Source organism: Acinetobacter baylyi DSM 14961 = CIP 107474 (assembly GCF_000368685.1).
Classification (GTDB): Bacteria; Pseudomonadota; Gammaproteobacteria; order Pseudomonadales; family Moraxellaceae; genus Acinetobacter; species Acinetobacter baylyi.
In genome coordinates this window covers 447,860-464,333 of the sequence record NZ_KB849625.1, presented here as the reverse complement: position 1 = coordinate 464,333, position 16,474 = coordinate 447,860, and the positions used below count along the sequence as shown (strand labels likewise).

The 16,474-nt window shown below is 41.2% G+C and carries 15 protein-coding genes; 7 read left to right on the top strand and 8 right to left on the bottom strand.

Annotation, left to right across the window (positions count from 1 at the left end):
• Positions 1–94 precede the first annotated feature (94 nt).
• Positions 95–613: a GspH/FimT family pseudopilin gene (locus F952_RS04115; RefSeq protein ID WP_004922618.1), complete on the bottom strand. Its 519-nt coding sequence runs from the start codon at positions 611–613 to the stop codon at positions 95–97.
• 384 nt (positions 614–997) lie between these two features.
• Between F952_RS04115 and omp38 the strand changes: the two genes are divergently transcribed.
• The gene (gene omp38, locus F952_RS04110; protein ID WP_004922616.1) at positions 998–2,065 is read left to right on the top strand and encodes an outer membrane protein Omp38; all 1,068 of its coding nucleotides are present in this window, start codon (positions 998–1,000) and stop codon (positions 2,063–2,065) included.
• 111 nt (positions 2,066–2,176) lie between these two features.
• Here the strand turns inward: omp38 and F952_RS16930 are convergent, their stop codons facing one another.
• From F952_RS16930 to F952_RS04095, 4 genes are all read right to left on the bottom strand, one after another.
• Positions 2,177–2,338, bottom strand: coding sequence for a hypothetical protein (locus F952_RS16930; RefSeq protein WP_004922613.1), 162 nt, complete (start codon positions 2,336–2,338; stop codon positions 2,177–2,179).
• A gap of 396 nt (positions 2,339–2,734) precedes the next feature.
• On the bottom strand, positions 2,735–4,198 hold the full coding sequence (locus F952_RS04105; RefSeq protein WP_004922610.1) for an amino acid permease: 1,464 nt from the start codon (positions 4,196–4,198) through the stop codon (positions 2,735–2,737).
• 18 nt (positions 4,199–4,216) lie between these two features.
• Complete coding sequence (locus F952_RS04100) at positions 4,217–5,233, bottom strand: class I SAM-dependent methyltransferase (protein ID WP_004922607.1); 1,017 nt, start codon at positions 5,231–5,233, stop codon at positions 4,217–4,219.
• A gap of 63 nt (positions 5,234–5,296) precedes the next feature.
• Positions 5,297–6,670 (bottom strand): uracil-xanthine permease family protein, encoded by a 1,374-nt coding sequence (locus F952_RS04095; protein ID WP_004922604.1) that lies wholly within the window; start codon positions 6,668–6,670, stop codon positions 5,297–5,299.
• 178 nt (positions 6,671–6,848) lie between these two features.
• On the opposite strand from F952_RS04095, the gene typA reads away from it, so the two are divergent.
• The 3 genes from typA to F952_RS04080 all read left to right on the top strand — a co-directional run bounded on the left by typA (position 6,849) and on the right by F952_RS04080 (position 9,901).
• Positions 6,849–8,681 (top strand): translational GTPase TypA, encoded by a 1,833-nt coding sequence (typA, locus tag F952_RS04090; protein WP_004922602.1) that lies wholly within the window; start codon positions 6,849–6,851, stop codon positions 8,679–8,681.
• A 276-nt stretch (positions 8,682–8,957) separates the two neighbouring features.
• The gene (gene mscL, locus F952_RS04085) at positions 8,958–9,398 is read left to right on the top strand and encodes a large conductance mechanosensitive channel protein MscL (protein ID WP_004922597.1); all 441 of its coding nucleotides are present in this window, start codon (positions 8,958–8,960) and stop codon (positions 9,396–9,398) included.
• 155 nt (positions 9,399–9,553) lie between these two features.
• Positions 9,554–9,901 (top strand): gamma-glutamylcyclotransferase family protein, encoded by a 348-nt coding sequence (locus F952_RS04080; protein WP_004922594.1) that lies wholly within the window; start codon positions 9,554–9,556, stop codon positions 9,899–9,901.
• A 41-nt stretch (positions 9,902–9,942) separates the two neighbouring features.
• Here F952_RS04080 and F952_RS04075 read toward each other — a convergent pair whose 3' ends face one another.
• Positions 9,943–10,230, bottom strand: a complete 288-nt coding sequence (locus F952_RS04075; protein WP_004922592.1) for a peptidylprolyl isomerase — start codon at positions 10,228–10,230, stop codon at positions 9,943–9,945.
• A gap of 35 nt (positions 10,231–10,265) precedes the next feature.
• Positions 10,266–11,084 (bottom strand): bifunctional DNA-formamidopyrimidine glycosylase/DNA-(apurinic or apyrimidinic site) lyase, encoded by an 819-nt coding sequence (mutM, locus tag F952_RS04070; RefSeq protein WP_004922589.1) that lies wholly within the window; start codon positions 11,082–11,084, stop codon positions 10,266–10,268.
• A 242-nt stretch (positions 11,085–11,326) separates the two neighbouring features.
• On the opposite strand from mutM, the gene F952_RS04065 reads away from it, so the two are divergent.
• The 3 genes from F952_RS04065 (at position 11,327) to F952_RS04055 (ending at position 15,604) form a co-directional block, all read left to right on the top strand.
• The gene (locus tag F952_RS04065; protein ID WP_004922586.1) at positions 11,327–13,483 is read left to right on the top strand and encodes a TonB-dependent receptor family protein; all 2,157 of its coding nucleotides are present in this window, start codon (positions 11,327–11,329) and stop codon (positions 13,481–13,483) included.
• Between the two features lie 19 nt (positions 13,484–13,502).
• Entirely contained in the window at positions 13,503–14,615 is a 1,113-nt protein-coding gene (locus F952_RS04060) for an NADH:flavin oxidoreductase/NADH oxidase (protein WP_004922583.1), read from the top strand.
• Between the two features lie 65 nt (positions 14,616–14,680).
• On the top strand, positions 14,681–15,604 hold the full coding sequence (locus F952_RS04055; protein WP_004922580.1) for an AEC family transporter: 924 nt from the start codon (positions 14,681–14,683) through the stop codon (positions 15,602–15,604).
• A gap of 44 nt (positions 15,605–15,648) precedes the next feature.
• Here the strand turns inward: F952_RS04055 and F952_RS04050 are convergent, their stop codons facing one another.
• Positions 15,649–16,458 carry a tetratricopeptide repeat protein gene (locus F952_RS04050; protein ID WP_017385088.1) on the bottom strand — a complete coding sequence of 270 codons (810 nt, stop codon included), beginning with the start codon at positions 16,456–16,458 and terminating at the stop codon, positions 15,649–15,651.
• Positions 16,459–16,474 lie beyond the last annotated feature (16 nt).

Genomic DNA, 16,474 nt, shown 5'->3' with positions numbered 1-16,474 from the left:
GTGGTCTAAATCTTCACACTGATTTCAGCAGTATAGACAAAAAAATAGCCATTGCAGGTGAGGGAACGACTTGATTATGTAGACTGAGCAGTTTTTATAAAGTGCAATCGTTGACCTGTTCATGCCGAATATGTCCCATACGGCTCAGCACAAGTTTTTTATTAGCAGTTTTCTCAGAGCAATAATAAAAACTGCCATTTGACGCAATTGGTAAACCTGTACCAGCTTTAAACATCAGGTTGTTTGCGTGTAAGGTGCCTCTCCAGTGAAGTGAACCATAACGAGTATTCCATTGAGTAGCAGATAAAATTTTTTCATCTAAATCACGTTCACGATTACGGTTTCGGTCCAGAAACATGATTAATCCATTGCTCCAGTCATCAGAACAAGTTTGTGTATCATGACTTGGACAGATAATCACGTTATGTCGATACATCACCGCTTCAGATTTTGCTTTTTGTATGTGAATTGTGAGTATATGAGGAATAGTACGCGCTTCTTGAGCCGCCATATGACGATGATATGCGGGAAGACCTAAGCTCACTAAAATGGCTATAATTGCACTGACAGTGATAAATTCGATTAAAGTGAAACCAAAACAATTGTTATACATAGTAAGAAAATGTCCATCTTTTGTAGTTTTTTTCTTTTTTTAACAGTAAATTACCTTATGGTTGTTGAAAAAAAAAACGAATTGAAATATTTATTACCTAAGCGTTTGAATACTGTTAAAATAAAGAAAGCGTGAAGAGTAAGTTATTCACAAAGAGAAATTGAGTAAAAAGTTACCTAATTACAACGGAAATTGTAAGTAATTTTGTCAATAATTTACTTGATTAAAGTTATCAAGCACTTGGAAATAAGTTTAAGTGTTTGTATGATTCAACGTGAGTAGCTTAAAAAAAAAACTGGGGTACAAAAAGCTTATCTCAGGAAGCCAAAAAAATTTTAGGCTGAGCTTGAACAACAAACAATTTGTTATCTCTGGAGGATATCCATGAAATTGAGTCGTATTGCACTTGCTACTATGCTTGTTGCTGCTCCACTAGCTGCTGCTAACGCGGGTGTAACAGTAACTCCATTATTACTTGGTTACACATTCCAAGATTCACAACACAACAATGGTGGTGATAAAGGTAACCTAACAAATGGTCCTGAACTTCAAGACGACCTTTTTGTTGGTGCTGCTCTTGGTGTTGAATTAACACCATGGTTAGGTTTTGAAGCTGAATATAACCAAGTTAAAGGTGATGTTGATGGTGCTGCTGCTGGCGCTGAATACAAACAACAACAAATCAATGGTAACTTCTACGTTACTTCTGATTTGATCACTAAAAACTATGACAGCAAAATCAAGCCTTACGTATTGTTAGGTGCTGGTCACTATAAGTATGACTTTGACGGTGTAGACCGTGGTTACCGTGGTAACAAAGAAGAAGGTACTCTTGGTAACGCGGGTATCGGTGCTTTCTGGCGTTTGAATGATGCATTGTCTCTTCGTACAGAAGCGCGTGCAACTTATAACGCTGATGAAGAGTTCTGGAACTACACAGCACTTGCTGGTCTAAACGTTGTTCTTGGCGGTCACTTGAAGCCTGCTGCTCCAGTAGTAGAAGTTGCTCCAGTTGAGCCTGCTCCAGTTGTTCAACCTCAGCAACCACAAGAGTTGACTGAAGATTTGAACATGGAATTGCGTGTATTCTTTGATACAAACAAATCAAACATCAAAGACCAATACAAACCAGAAATTGCAAAAGTTGCTGAAAAATTGGTTGAATATCCAAATGCAACTGCTCGCATCGATGGTCACACAGACAACACTGGTCCACGTAAGTTGAACGAACGTTTGTCATTGGCTCGTGCTAACTCTGTTAAGTCTGCACTTGTAAATGAATACAACATCGATCCAGCTCGTTTGGCTACTCAAGGTTTTGCATGGGATCAACCAATTGCTGACAACAGCACTAAAGAAGGTCGTGCAATGAACCGTCGTGTATTCGCTACAATCACTGGTAGCCGTACAGTAACAGTTCAACCTGGTCAACAAGCTCCTGCTGCTCAATAATTTGAGTTTGATCAGATAAAAAAAAGCAGCTCTTCGGAGCTGCTTTTTTATTTGTGCTAAAATTTTCATGTTTTATTCCTTCATTTAAATCTATTGATCAAGTTATAACAATTATTCAAAGTTGGTATGTCTTAACCATTGTTTGGCTTGCTTACGATCCTTGCGATGCTGGGCACGTGGTTGTTCGGTTTCATGTAATCCGCTTTTATGCAGCAATGGCGAAAGAGCAACTTTATTTCTTGCTCTGACTTGAGAGGTGTTTTTGAGTTTCATTAAATGATCCTATAAATTTAGTTTTAGGGTAGAGATAACGTGTTTGATATATTTCATACTCTGATCGTTACTATTGATGATTATCGTGACTACGCTGCCAATGCTAGTTAACGCATTTTGTATACTCATAAGTGGTGTCGTATTGGTAAATTTTCAACACCTATGAACAGACACAAAAAAACCTGACGAATGCCAGGTTTGATTTAGAGCATTCGGACAAGCGATCTGGACACTTGTCCGTGAGCTGACAACGTGCCAATTATTTAAAGAATTTCCTAAAGTTCGACATGCTGCTTACTCCTATAGTTTGCCAATTCAAATAAAAATTATGAAAATGGTTAAATCTTGCTCGTTATCATAATAAACTCAACAGAATTGTCAAATCAGCATGAAATATCAATCTTCTTTACCTGCTTTCACATTCATTTCTTGATAAGGAATGAGCTTGGTTTTATATTTCCATTTATAACCAAGCCAAATGATTAAAAAGAGTGGAATACTGATATAGGTGGATAACAATCCAGTCCAGTCTATTTTACCGCCTAATATCGCCTGATAATTTTGTCCCAGAATAATAATCGAACATAAAATAAAGGCAAACCAGGGTGCAAAAGGAAAAAATTTGGCTCGATAGGCGAGATCTTCAAGTTTATAACCTTGGGCGATATAACCTTTGCGGAAGCGATAATGTGAAATCGCAATCCCTAGCCAAACAATAAAACCACACATCCCAGACATATTCAGTAGCCAGTTAAAGACTTCCTGTTCACCAATAAATGTAGTTAAAAAGCAGAGTGCTGCAATTGCAGTTGTTGCATATAGGGCGTTCATGGGCACGCCACGACGGTCAAGCTTTGCAAACCATTTAGGTGCACGTCCTTCTTTTGCCATATCCCAAAGCATACGGGTAGAAGAGTACATGCCTGAGTTTCCAGCCGATAAAATCGCCGTTAAAATCACCGCATTCATCAGGCTTGCAGCAAAGGCAAAGCCCGCTTTTTCATACAGCAGGGTAAAAGGTGACAAGGCAATATCTGAGCTATGTGCAGCTTGAAGTAGACGCGGGTCATCGTAGCTGACCAAGGTCCCAATGATGAAAATACACACCACATAAAATAGCAGAATTCGCCAGAAAATCTGTTTAATCGCAAGCGGAATTGTACGTTTTGGATCTTTAGACTCACCTGCCGCAACACCGACCATTTCCGTTCCCTGAAATGAGAATCCTGCAATCATGGCCACACCAATCATAGCTTGTAACCCCCCTACAAACGGTGCATCTTTATAGGTCCAGTTACCAAAGGTTGCCATATTTGGGGTCATCATGATTTTAATAATCATGGCCATACCAATAATAATAAAGGCAATGATGGCAACGACCTTGACCATTGAAAACCAGAATTCACTTTCACCAAAACCTTTAACGGTCATGGCATTGATGGCAAAAATCACCACCAAGAAAATAGCACTCCAGTAAAAACCTGGAATATCTGGAAACCAGAATTTCATAATAAACTGGACTGCCACTAGCTCAAATGCCACAGTAATGGCCCAGTTATACCAGTAGTTCCATCCTAATGCGAACCCGAATCCCTCTTCTACATAACGATTGCCATACGTAAAAAATGCCCCTGAAGTGGGATTATGAGTCGCTAGTTCACCGAGACTGGTCATGAGAAAATAAATCATGATGCCGATGAGTACGTATGCCAGCAGGGCGCCGCCTGGTCCCGCATTTGCGATGGTTGAGCCAGATGCAAGGAATAAACCTGTGCCAATGGAGCCGCCAATGGCAATCATATTAAGATGACGAGCACCGAGCTTGCGCTGGAGCTGATCAGGTTGAGTGGTTTCGCTCATGAAAATTCCTTACATTCCTTAAGTCGCTTTGGCATAGAGAATTTTGAATCCTTGTTGATCGGTTTTTACTTGACACTGGCCAAAGGTTTGTTCGATCAAAAGAGGATAATTTAAAAAACGGTTCGCCACTATCCACAATTCGCCACTCGTATTCAAGTGCTGTTTAGCTGTTTTACACAATCCTTCGCTGGCTGAATAATCTGTATGGATCCCTTGATGGAAGGGTGGATTACTCACAATAACATCAAGCGCTTTCGGTGCATCCTGAATGCCAGTCACAGCATGCAGATGCAGACGTTCAGATGCTAATCCATTGCGCTGAAATGTGAATTCGGTAGATCGAAGTGCAAAAGCATCAATATCTAGTGCATGAATTTCATTGTGCGGACTCAGTTGAGCCAGATATGCACTGATGACCCCTGCACCACAACCAAAGTCGGCAATTTTACCCAATTTTATCTGGTTTAGATAAGGTAGGAGTACGGCCGTGCCAATATCGAGATGATTCTGACTAAACACGCCAGGTAAGGCGTAAATTTCTAGCTGTATATTTTCATTTTTTACAGAATAATGTTTTAGCCATTGTTCAAGTGGTTTGAGCTGTTCTGTGGTTTCGATCGTAGTTTGCCAGAGCTGGCAATGACGAGCGCTGTCGAGTTTGACTGTTTTTCCGTAGCTTTGTAATTGCTTTGATGCACGTTCTACCCCCCCTTTTTTTTCACCCACCAAAAAAATATGCTGTCCAGCAGGAAGATGACTCACCACTACATGTAATAGATAACTTAATAGCTCTTTTGACTTTGGTACAAAAATAATCACCTGATCTGGTATCTGATCTGGAAAAGTGACAGCAAAATCAGATTGAATCGACTGATGTTGAAAGTATTGGTGATCTGCAAAATTCCAAGTCCATACCGAAACTTGATGTTTATGTGCAAGCTGCTGCGCAAGTTCATCGGCAGGAGGGTTAATCAGTAAAATCTTGATAGCCAGATATTGTTGCTGCCGAAGTACCACTTCACTACGTGGGTCCATCTTGTGTCTCTCATGAATAACAAAGCCCAGTCAATACTGGGCAAATCTGTTGAATTACCTAAGTTATTGTTTGTGTTCAGGCAATATAATATTCAGTATCAGCGCTGCAATACCACCTGTAGCTACGCCAGAGCTAAAGATATTTTTAAACAACGCTGGTAAATGCTCTAAAATTTGCGGGACTTGTGCAACACCTAAACCTAGTGCCAATGAAATCGCAATAATGAGTAAGGCACGTCGATCCAAATGAATACCAGACAAAATATTAATACCAGAAGCTGCGACTGCACCAAACATTACCATCACAGCACCGCCTAAAACAGCTTGTGGTACGGCTTGAATGATGCCTGCGACAGCAGGAAATAATCCAAGCAACATGAGTAACACTGCGATCCAGATACCTACGTAGCGACTGGCAACGCCTGTGAGCTGAATCACCCCATTGTTTTGTGCAAACACTGAGCTTGGGAAAGTATTAAATAGACCCGCCAAAAATGAATTTGCACCATTGACCAGCACACCACCTTTAATTCGTTTCATCCATACTGGGCCATCTACAGGTTGATTAGAAAGCTTGCTGGTAGCAGTAATATCACCAATCGCTTCAAGAGACGTCACCAGATAGATAAAAGCCATTGGAATAAATAGGCTCCAGGAAAAACTCAGTCCAAAATGCATTGGGGTTGGAATCTGAATCAAAGGCGTTTCATGTAAACCTGAAAAATTTAAATGTCCCATAAAACCTGCAAGAATATATCCCACGATCAAGGCAATCAGGATGGCAGAACTTTTGACCCAGATCACCTGAATACGATTGAGTAAAATAATAATTGCCAAAACCGTACATGACATAATCAGGTTATCGCTGCTGGCAAAGGTTTGATCCTGCATGGCTTGATAACCACCGCCCATACTGATCAGGCCTTCTTTAATTAATGTGAGTCCAATCAGTAATACTACAATGCCAGTGACGAGTGGGGTAATCAGCTTTTTGATCCAGGGCAAAATACGCGAAACGCCCATTTCAATAAACGAGCCAGCAATCACTACACCAAAAATGGCAGCCATCACCTGATTGACTGGAGTTCCAGCTGCCACCATTGTAGAGCCGATGCCAATAATCGGGCCAATGAAGTTAAAACTGGTGCCTTGAACAATCAAAAGACCAGCACCTAAAGGACCGACTTTTTTACATTGTAAAAATGTGGCGACGCCAGAAATCACCAATGACATCGACAAGATCATATTGGTTTCTTCACGAGAAACACCCAGTGCCAGACAAATTAACAAGCCTGGCGTCACAATTGGAACAATAATAGCAAGTAAATGCTGTAATGCAGCCAAAAAGGACACGAATGGGGCAGGTCGATCATCTAAACCATAGATCAAATCGAGTTGCTCGGGACGTTTTGGGGGAGATTGAGGGAGATCGGACATCTAAAATCATCAAGTCTGGTACAACAAGTTGGCGGTATTCTAATCGAGTTAGTACTGATAATAAAAGATAAAAGGCGATGGATGAAAAAAAACGCGTTAATGTCAATAAAGTGTCACTACTTTTATGTAGGATTTTTCTGTATAATTTGCCCTCAAGTTTTAGGCTTATCGAATTTTCATGTCAGATATCAAAAATCTCCGCAATATTGCAATTATTGCACACGTCGACCACGGGAAAACTACCCTTGTCGATAAACTTCTTCAACAATCAGGTGCACTTGGCGATCGCGCGGGTGAGATTGAGCGTGTCATGGACTCGAATGCGCTTGAAAGTGAGCGTGGTATTACCATTCTTGCAAAAAATACGTCAATCAAGTGGTTAGATAAACGTACCGACACTGAATACCGTATCAACATCGTGGACACCCCGGGACACGCCGACTTCGGTGGCGAAGTTGAACGTGTGATGTCGATGGTTGACTGTGTATTGTTGCTGGTTGACTCTCAAGAAGGTCCAATGCCGCAAACTCGCTTTGTAACTCAAAAAGCGTTTGCACGTGGTTTGAAACCAATCGTGATTATCAACAAAGTTGACAAACCAAGTGCGCGTCCAGACTGGGTCATCGATCAAGTATTTGACTTGTTTGATAATCTTGGTGCGACTGATGAACAGTTAGACTTTCCAATCGTTTACGCTTCAGGCTTACGTGGTGTTGCAGGTCCTTCACCAGAAGAATTGGCTGAAGACATGACCCCGTTGTTTGAAACGATTGTAGATATCGTTGAACCACCAGCAGTTGATGCAGATGGTCCATTCCAGATGCAAATTTCTTCACTTGACTATAACAGCTTCGTTGGTGTTATCGGTGTTGGTCGTATTCAGCGTGGTTCAGTGAAATTAAATACACCTGTGACTGTGATTGACAAAGAAGGCAATACACGTAACGGCCGTATTTTGAAAATCATGGGCTATCATGGTCTTGAGCGTATTGATGTTGAATCTGCATCTGCGGGTGACATCGTGTGTATCACTGGTATTGATGCACTCAACATTTCAGACACCATTTGTGATCCTAAAAATGTAGAAGCATTACCGCCATTGTCTGTTGATGAACCGACTGTATCGATGACCTTCCAAGTGAACAACTCACCGTTTGCTGGTAAAGAAGGTAAGTTCGTGACTTCACGTAATATTCGTGAACGTCTTGATCGTGAATTGATTCACAACGTAGCACTTCGCGTAGAAGATACTGACAGTCCAGACCGCTTCAAAGTATCTGGCCGTGGTGAGCTTCACCTTTCAGTTTTAATTGAAAACATGCGTCGTGAAGGTTTCGAGTTGGGTGTATCGCGTCCACAAGTGATCATCAAAGAAATTGATGGTGAAAAGCAAGAACCTTACGAAAACGTAACGTTTGACGTAGAAGAACAGCATCAAGGCGCTGTGATGGAACAAATGGGCCATCGTAAAGGCGAAATGACCAATATGGAAGTGGATGGTAAAGGCCGTATCCGTATTGAAGCAACTGTTCCATCGCGTGGTTTGATTGGTTTCCGTTCTGAATTCTTGACCATGACGTCTGGTACAGGAATCATGACGTCAAGCTTCTCGCATTATGGTCCTGTGAAACAAGGTACTGTTGCGAAGCGTCAAAACGGTGTGTTGATTTCAATGGTTCAAGGGACTTGCTTGGGCTATGCATTGTTTAGCTTGCAAGACCGTGGTCGTTTGTTTGCTAAGCCACAGCTTGAAGTTTATGAAGGTATGATCGTGGGAATTAACTCACGTTCAGACGATATGGTGGTTAACCCAACCAAAGCGAAACAGTTAACCAACGTACGTGCGTCTGGTACGGACGATGCGTTGACGCTTACGCCTGCAATTGAATACACGCTTGAACAAGCGCTTGAATTCATTGAAGACGATGAGTTGGTTGAAGTAACGCCAAAATCGATCCGTATTCGTAAGCGTTATTTGACTGAAAACGAACGTAAGCGTAATCGCGCATAAGTCGGTTTGATTAAGTCATCAAAAGACCGCTAAATTTGCTTTAGCGGTTTTTTTTTATGGCATATTTTTATGATAAAAAGGAAGAAGTAATCCATTACTTAATTTGCTGAGTGTGGTATTTAATCAGTCAAATACAAGTTATGTTGTTAAAATGTGACATATCTTTCTTTTTCTAGAAAAAACATTACATTGAATTTCATATATCAATAAAAGTTACATTTACTAAAAAATGTAATTAGAAACAAAGTGGGCAAGTTGCCTAGCTGGAGAATTTAGATGAGTATTATTCAAGAATTTAGAGAATTTGCCGTTAAAGGCAATATGATTGATTTGGCTGTGGGTGTCATCATTGGTGGTGCTTTTGGTAAAATTGTCGATTCATTGGTGAAAGATATTATCATGCCATTGATTACTGTCATTACGGGTGGTGGTGTCGATTTTACCCAGAAATTTGTTGTATTGGGCAACAACCCTGATAATCTACAATCATTGGATGCATTACAAAAAGCGGGTGTGAATGTACTCACTTATGGTAATTTCTTAACCATTTTAATTAACTTCATTATTTTGGCATGGGTTGTATTCTTAATGGTGAAACTCATTAACCGTATGCGTCGTAAGCAGGAAGAAGCACCTGCAGCACCAGCACCAACCCCGGAAGATATCGCACTTCTGCGTGAAATTCGTGATGAATTAAAAAATCGTCCTCAGGTTTAACTGATTCATCATTAAGCGGTTGCTTGTGAAAACGGTACGCGGTGCGTACCGTTTTTTTATATGAATCGTTTGATTCTGGCATGGATTTTTCTTAAAAATTTGAGATTATGACCAGCAATTAAACACGACTGTTAAAAATGAAGGATAAGCTGTAGATGAATAGATTATTTGCTTATGGCACGTTACGACCTGATCAGCCCAATGCCCATATTTTGGCGAAGCTCAATGGTGAATGGCAAACTGGCTATGTACATGGTGTCATTCATACCTTGGATTGGGGGCCAGATCAGGGACTACCTGCGATTGTGCTAGATTCTTCTGCACCACAGGTCGAAGGATTGGTTTTTAGTAGTGATCAGCTTGAAGATCATTGGCAAATGCTGGATGAATTTGAAGGTTTTCAGTATGAACGTGTCATGATTGATGTCTTACTCGACTCAAACCAATGGATACAGGCATGGACCTATCAGATGAATCCCAATGCGAAATTCAGCTCAAACTGATTAAATAAGGCTTAAATACTTAAAGTGCTTAAGCCTTTTATTCAACGAAAATCTGTTCTAAATTTAATCTCGACCAAATGGAAACCAAACTGGCTTTTGATTGGTCCATGTAATACGCGTTCAGCGGCACTAAATACCAGTTTATCAATGACAGGAACCAGTTGACCTTTTTTAACTTCACCAAGTTCACCACCACGTTTGGCAGAATTACAGGTTGAATACTGCTTGGCAATCTTAGTGAAATCTGCACCATCCTGAATTTTCTTTTTTAGCTGATCGGCCAAATCTTTGTCTTTAACTAAAATATGTCGCACGATGGCTGTTTGCATGAATTAAACCTCGCTTGTGATCTTAAAGATACACATTATTTTCGCTTTAATGGCTGACATTGAGGGCAGAACACACTGGCGCGTTGTCCAAGTTTTAGATTTTCTAAAGGTGTTTCGCAGTTTACGCACATTTCACCTGCACGGCCATAAGCCAAAAGTGTTTGCTGGAAATAACCGTTTTCGCCCATTGCATTGGTATAGTCTCGTAAAGTTGAACCACCCAGCTCAATCGCAAATTTTAAAATACGTTTGATTTCTTGAACTAAAGCCAGAATTTGAGGCTTACTCAAACTACTGGCAGGCTGGGCAGGGTGAATTCCTAAATTAAACAGGCTTTCTGTCGCGTAAATATTACCTACGCCTACCACGACATGATTATCCATAAGTGCAATTTTTATGCCGACTTGCTTGGATTTTAACTTTTGGTAAAGATAGTCTGCATTAAAATCTTCACTTAAAGGCTCTGGGCCAAGTGGATTAAGTAGCTTGCTTTGTGATTCTTCATTCAGCCATAAAATGCAGCCAAAACGCCGTGGATCGTGATAACGCAACTCGGTGCCATCATCGAATGTTAAAATCAGATGATCATGTTTACGTAGTTCATCTGCTGCTGTCGCCACACGAAAGCTGCCTGACATGCCTAAATGCCACAGCATTTGATCTGTTTCAAATTCGGCCAAAATATATTTGGAGCGTCGCTTTAGACTCGTTAAACGCTGTCCAGCAAGACGAGAAATATCTTCGGGAATAGGCCAGCGTAATCGGGAGTCTCTGACTTGCACAGATTTGACACGTTGGTTCAGTAAAGGTAACAGGCTTGTTTTTGTCGTTTCAACTTCAGGTAATTCAGGCATCTTTAGCTCAACTCTATCAACCAACGCTAATATGGGGGCGATCTTGTCCATTGTAAAGGATGGGGCGCATTGTAGCCTCTAATATGTATAGGCTTATGTCTTTCATACGTCAAAATATGGCGTGTTTACATAAAGATCTGATCAGGCATCGATAAAATCGTTTTTTGTCGATATGATATTCAGATATTTTTAAGTTTTAATGCTTTACTTTTGGGTAAAATTTTCAAGATAAGGATAAATGAATGCGTTTTACACGATTCAATACACTGTATCGTTATATGTTTTTAGCAACAGGTTTGGGGACGAGTGGTTCCCTTTGGGCACAAGAAACTGTAAATACAGCAGTCCAATTACCCACCATTAAAGTAGAAGCGACACGAACCGATACCGAATATTTAAAAACGCCTGCCTCTATTTTCCGTATTGATGCACCGCAACAGATCGAAAGTGCAGGAGTTAACCTGACTGAAGTAGTGAAAGGCGTTCCAGGGATTCAGTTAAATAATCGGGAAAACTATGCACAAGACTTGCAGCTTTCTATGCGTGGTTTTGGCGCACGTTCTACCTTTGGCGTACGTGGTATACGTTTGTATGTCGATGGTATTCCTGCCACCATGCCCGATGGCCAAGGCCAAACCTCTAATATTGATTTGAGTAGTCTGGATCATATTGAGGTGTTAACTGGGCCATTTTCATCATTGTATGGAAACTCATCTGGCGGAACTTTACTGACCACGACGAAAGAAGGACAGGGTAAGGACTCAGTTGAACTGAATTATTCAGGCGGCAGTCATGATAAAAATCGGACAGGTTTAATATTGCAAGGCGGCGCTAAACAAAGTAATCAACCGAGTTATGTAATTAGCTCATCCTATTTTGACACCGATGGTTATCGTGAACACAGTGCTGCTCACAAAATCTTGAATAATGCCAAACTCACATGGAATCTGGACGACGGCTCAAAAATTAACTGGATCACCAATTATGTCAAAATTAATGCAGATGATCCGCAGGGGCTGACACGTGATCAGTGGAAAGCAAACCCTAAACAACAAGTACCTTTTTTACAACAATTTGATGTACGTAAAGATATCGAACAGACGCAAACAGGTGTGACCTGGAGTAAACCCATCAATGATCAAAATGAGCTGTATATGATGGGATATCTGGGCAATCGTAAAGTCACACAATATCAGTCGATTCCTAAATCTACGCAAGATGCGAGTAAAAATCAGGCTGGTGGTGTGATTGATTTTGAACGGAATTATTATGGGGCAGATCTACGTTGGACAGGTAAGGAATTATTACCGAATACAACTTTTAGCGTAGGCGTGGCTCTTGATGCGATGGATGAAGACCGTAAAGGCTACGAAAATTACGTTACGGTCAATAATCAACCAAGCTATGGGGTGAAAGGCAATTTACGTCGTGACGAAGACAATACGCTTTGGAATATCGACCCTTATCTACAAGCGTCATGGCAGTTCTTACCGACTTGGCGCCTAGATACAGGGGTTCGCTACAGTAATGTTCACTATAAGTCCGATGATCATTTTATTGTCATAGGCAATACCGCAAAAGACAGTAATCCAGATGACAGTGGCAAGACCGATTATTCTAAGGTTTTACCTTCGGCTGCTTTAAGTTGGCAAATTGTGCCTGAACTCTTGGCTTATGTGAGTTATGCTAAAGGTTTTGAAACGCCCACCTTTACAGAAATGGCGTATAACCCAGATCCAGATCTTTCAGGTTTTAATTTTGGTTTAAAAGCATCGACCAGCGATACCTATGAAGCAGGGCTAAAATCACAAAACAGACTTGGTGATTTTACTTTGGCTGCATTTCAGACCAAAACCAAGGATGACATTGTCTCGGCGGGAAGTATCAATGGGCGTGCCACTTTTCGCAATGCCGATAGAACCTTACGTGAAGGTATCGAATTTACATGGAATAAACAGCTTTGGCGTGATCTGGTCTTAAATACAAGCTATGCTTATTTGAATGCAACTTTCGATGCAGATGTACCTGCAACTGCTTCTGTTGCTGCCATTACATCGGGTAATCAAATTCCAGGAGTCGCAAAAAATCAGGCTTATGCATCTTTGGCGTGGAAGCCTCAAACCGGTTTTCATGGAGGCATAGATGCCCAGTACAACGACAAAATTTATGTGGATGATAAAAACTCAGATGCAGCACCGAGCTACACCGTAGTTGCAGCCTATGCAGGATATACATGGCAAATGCAGGACTGGAAACTAAATGTATATAGCCGTGTGGATAATATGTTCGATAAAAGTTATGTGGGTTCGGTGATTGTTAATGATGGCAATAGCCGTTTTTTTGAACCGGCAGATGGTCGAAACTGGAGTGCAGGTTTGCGTGTAAGCAAACAATTTTAATCTGATCTAGAGGTGAAACGTGGCAAAGCTATTTGAAAATATTCAGTTTGATACATTGCGCCTGAGCAATAAAATTATTATTGCACCGATGTGTCAGTACTCTGCTACAGATCAGGGTGAAATCACCTATTGGCATGAACAGCAGTGGGCAAACTATGCCTTATCTGGTGCAGGATTATGTATTATTGAAGCCTCTGCGGTGCAGGCAGCGGGACGAATCAGTTATGCCGATGTTGGTCTTTGGAATGATAACCAACGTGATCAGATCAAGATGTTGCTGAATAAGATCAAACACCTTTCACCTGTCCCTTTTGGGATTCAGCTCGCACATGCGGGACGAAAAGCATCCACAGACAAGCCCTGGTTAGGTAAAGGGCAAATCCCGCCAGATCATGTACATGGCTGGCAAACAGTCGCGCCAAGTAGCATTGCATTTGGAGAACATGATCTGGCTCCACATGCCTTAACACGAGATGAAATCCAGCAGATTCAGGCTGATTTTGCAGCTTCTGCCGTCAGAGCAGTTGAGGCAGGATTTAAACTTATTGAAATTCATGCGGCACATGGCTATTTATTGCATCAATTTTTATCGCCACTTTCAAATTTACGTGATGATGAATATGGCGGTTCATTTGAAAATCGTATCCGCATGACACTTGAGGTTTTGCAAGCTGTGAAAGCGGTCGTGCCAGAAGGTTTTCCTGTAGGTGTACGTATTTCTGCAACAGACTGGATGCCAACCCAAAGTTGGGATATCGAATCCAGTGTGGGGCTATCGCAGGCTTTGGAACAGTTAGGTGCCGCTTATATTCATGTATCTAGTGGTGGCCTGCACGTCATGCAAGATATTAAAGTGGGCGCAAATTATCAGGTGCCATTTGCGGCACAAATTAAGCAAAACGTATCAATTCCTGTGATTGCAGTGGGCTTGATTACCGAACCTGATCAGGCCGAAGCGATTTTACAGAATGATGAGGCTGACGCTATTGCGTTGGCACGTGCAATGCAGTATGACCCTCGCTGGCCTTGGCATGCTGCTGCTGCGCTTGGTGCAGAAATTGAGATTTCACCTCAGTATCTACGTTGTCAGCCGCATGGTTTGAAACAGTTATTTAAAGCATTTTCTCATTGATTCACGCGAGAGAAAGATTTTCAGATCGAAATTTTTCTCTTCTGACAAAACCCAAGGAAGCCTAGGTGGTTGTTCAAGTTATTGTTCCGATTTTCCTGTTATTGTTTGCAGGTTATTTGAGTGTATCAATACGTTTGATCACCCCTGAGCAGATCAAGGCACTCAGTGCTTTTATTATTAAAATTGCGTTACCTGCATTTTTGTTTTTTGCGCTTTCCAATAAAAACCTGACCGATATTTGGCATCCTTCTTACTTTATTGCTTATGGTGGTGGTTCACTTCTGATCTTTGCTTTGGCATTTCTTTGTTATCGTAAAGGATTTGGTTATGCATTGACACCTACAGCAATCCTGTCGATGGGTGGATCTATGTCAAATACAGGATTTATTGGTACTGCGGTCTTAACATTATTGATGGGGGCTCATGCTGCAATTTATATCTCATTGACGTTGATTTTAGAAAATTTGCTCATACTTGCACTGGTTTTGGCATTGGCCGAAGCAGGGTTACATGGTCAGCAAAATATTTGGGCTGTTGTTCGTAAAACAGCAGTAAGCTTGCTCAAAAATCCTGTAATTATTGCAATCATTTTAGGAATGAGTTTTATTTTTCTGGATATTAAGCCACCGACTTTACTCAATCAGTCTTTAGAGCTGCTTGGAAAAACAGCATCACCCTTGGCATTATTTGCAATTGGTGGCAGTTTGGTGGGTATGGGAATGACTGCATTGAACCTACAAAGCTACTTACTGGTGTCATTTAAAGTGGTATTGATGCCGTTGGTTATTTACAGTCTATTACGGATATTGCCTGGTGTGAGTCAAGAAATGCTCCACGCGGGAACTATTCTGGCTGCCTTACCTATGCCAATTGCTTTTGGAATTTTTGGTCAGGCTTATGGTTTGAATGAGCAGGCCTTGACGCCTTTGATGCTGAGTACCATTTTAGGATTTATGGGCATTAGCGGCTTGATTATGTTGTGGTGGTGAAACTGCCTTAAATGTGTAAGACAGTTTCTGATATTTTTTTAGTTTCAGCTTTTTGCTTTGCTTGCAGGTGCTTTGGCTTTTGCAGCAATCAGTTGATTGACTGCAGCGAGTGACTCCTTGGCTTGAGGGACATTGTCTTGTGCCAAAGCAGTGAAGATTTTTTTCGCTTCTTCCAGATTTTGCGGCACGATATTACCATTTGCCAGCATATTTCCTACGGCCATCAGCGCTGGAACATAGCCTTTTTTGGCCAGACTTTCGATACTGGCTAACCCAACCTTAACAGCAGCTTCATTTTTGGTTTTAAAGCCGTTGCTAATGTCGTAAATTGCTTTTAAATGCATTGCCCGATAATTATTCTTTTTGATGAGAGGGTCCAGTTTTTTCAGTGCAAGCTGATCTGATGCAGGTTTGTTTTCAGAGAATAACAACACTGCAAGCTCTACTGTTGCTTCGTCAAATCCAGCATTTGAGGCTTTTTCAAGATACTGTCGGCTTTTATTAACGTCTTTGGTGACACCCAGATCGCCTAGCGAATAAATCTGTGCAAGGCGGTAAGTCGCTACAGGATAGCCTTTATTAGATGCATCTTGATAATAGCTCAGCGCCTTTTTGGGGTCTTTAGTTGTGCCTTGCCCGAGTTCGGTCATAAACCCAAGATTATAAATGGCTTGAGGATTACCCGCTTTGGCAAGTCGATCGATTTCCTGATATGCCGCTGTATAGTTTTTTTGATTATAAAGCTGTTCTGCTTTATCAAAAGGCGTTGCTTGGGATGTATTTGCTGGCGCATCTGCAGCGAAAGTCATGCTTGCAGAAAGGGAGAGAAGTATTGCGAGGAGGTGTTTTTTCATCTCTGGATATCCTGTT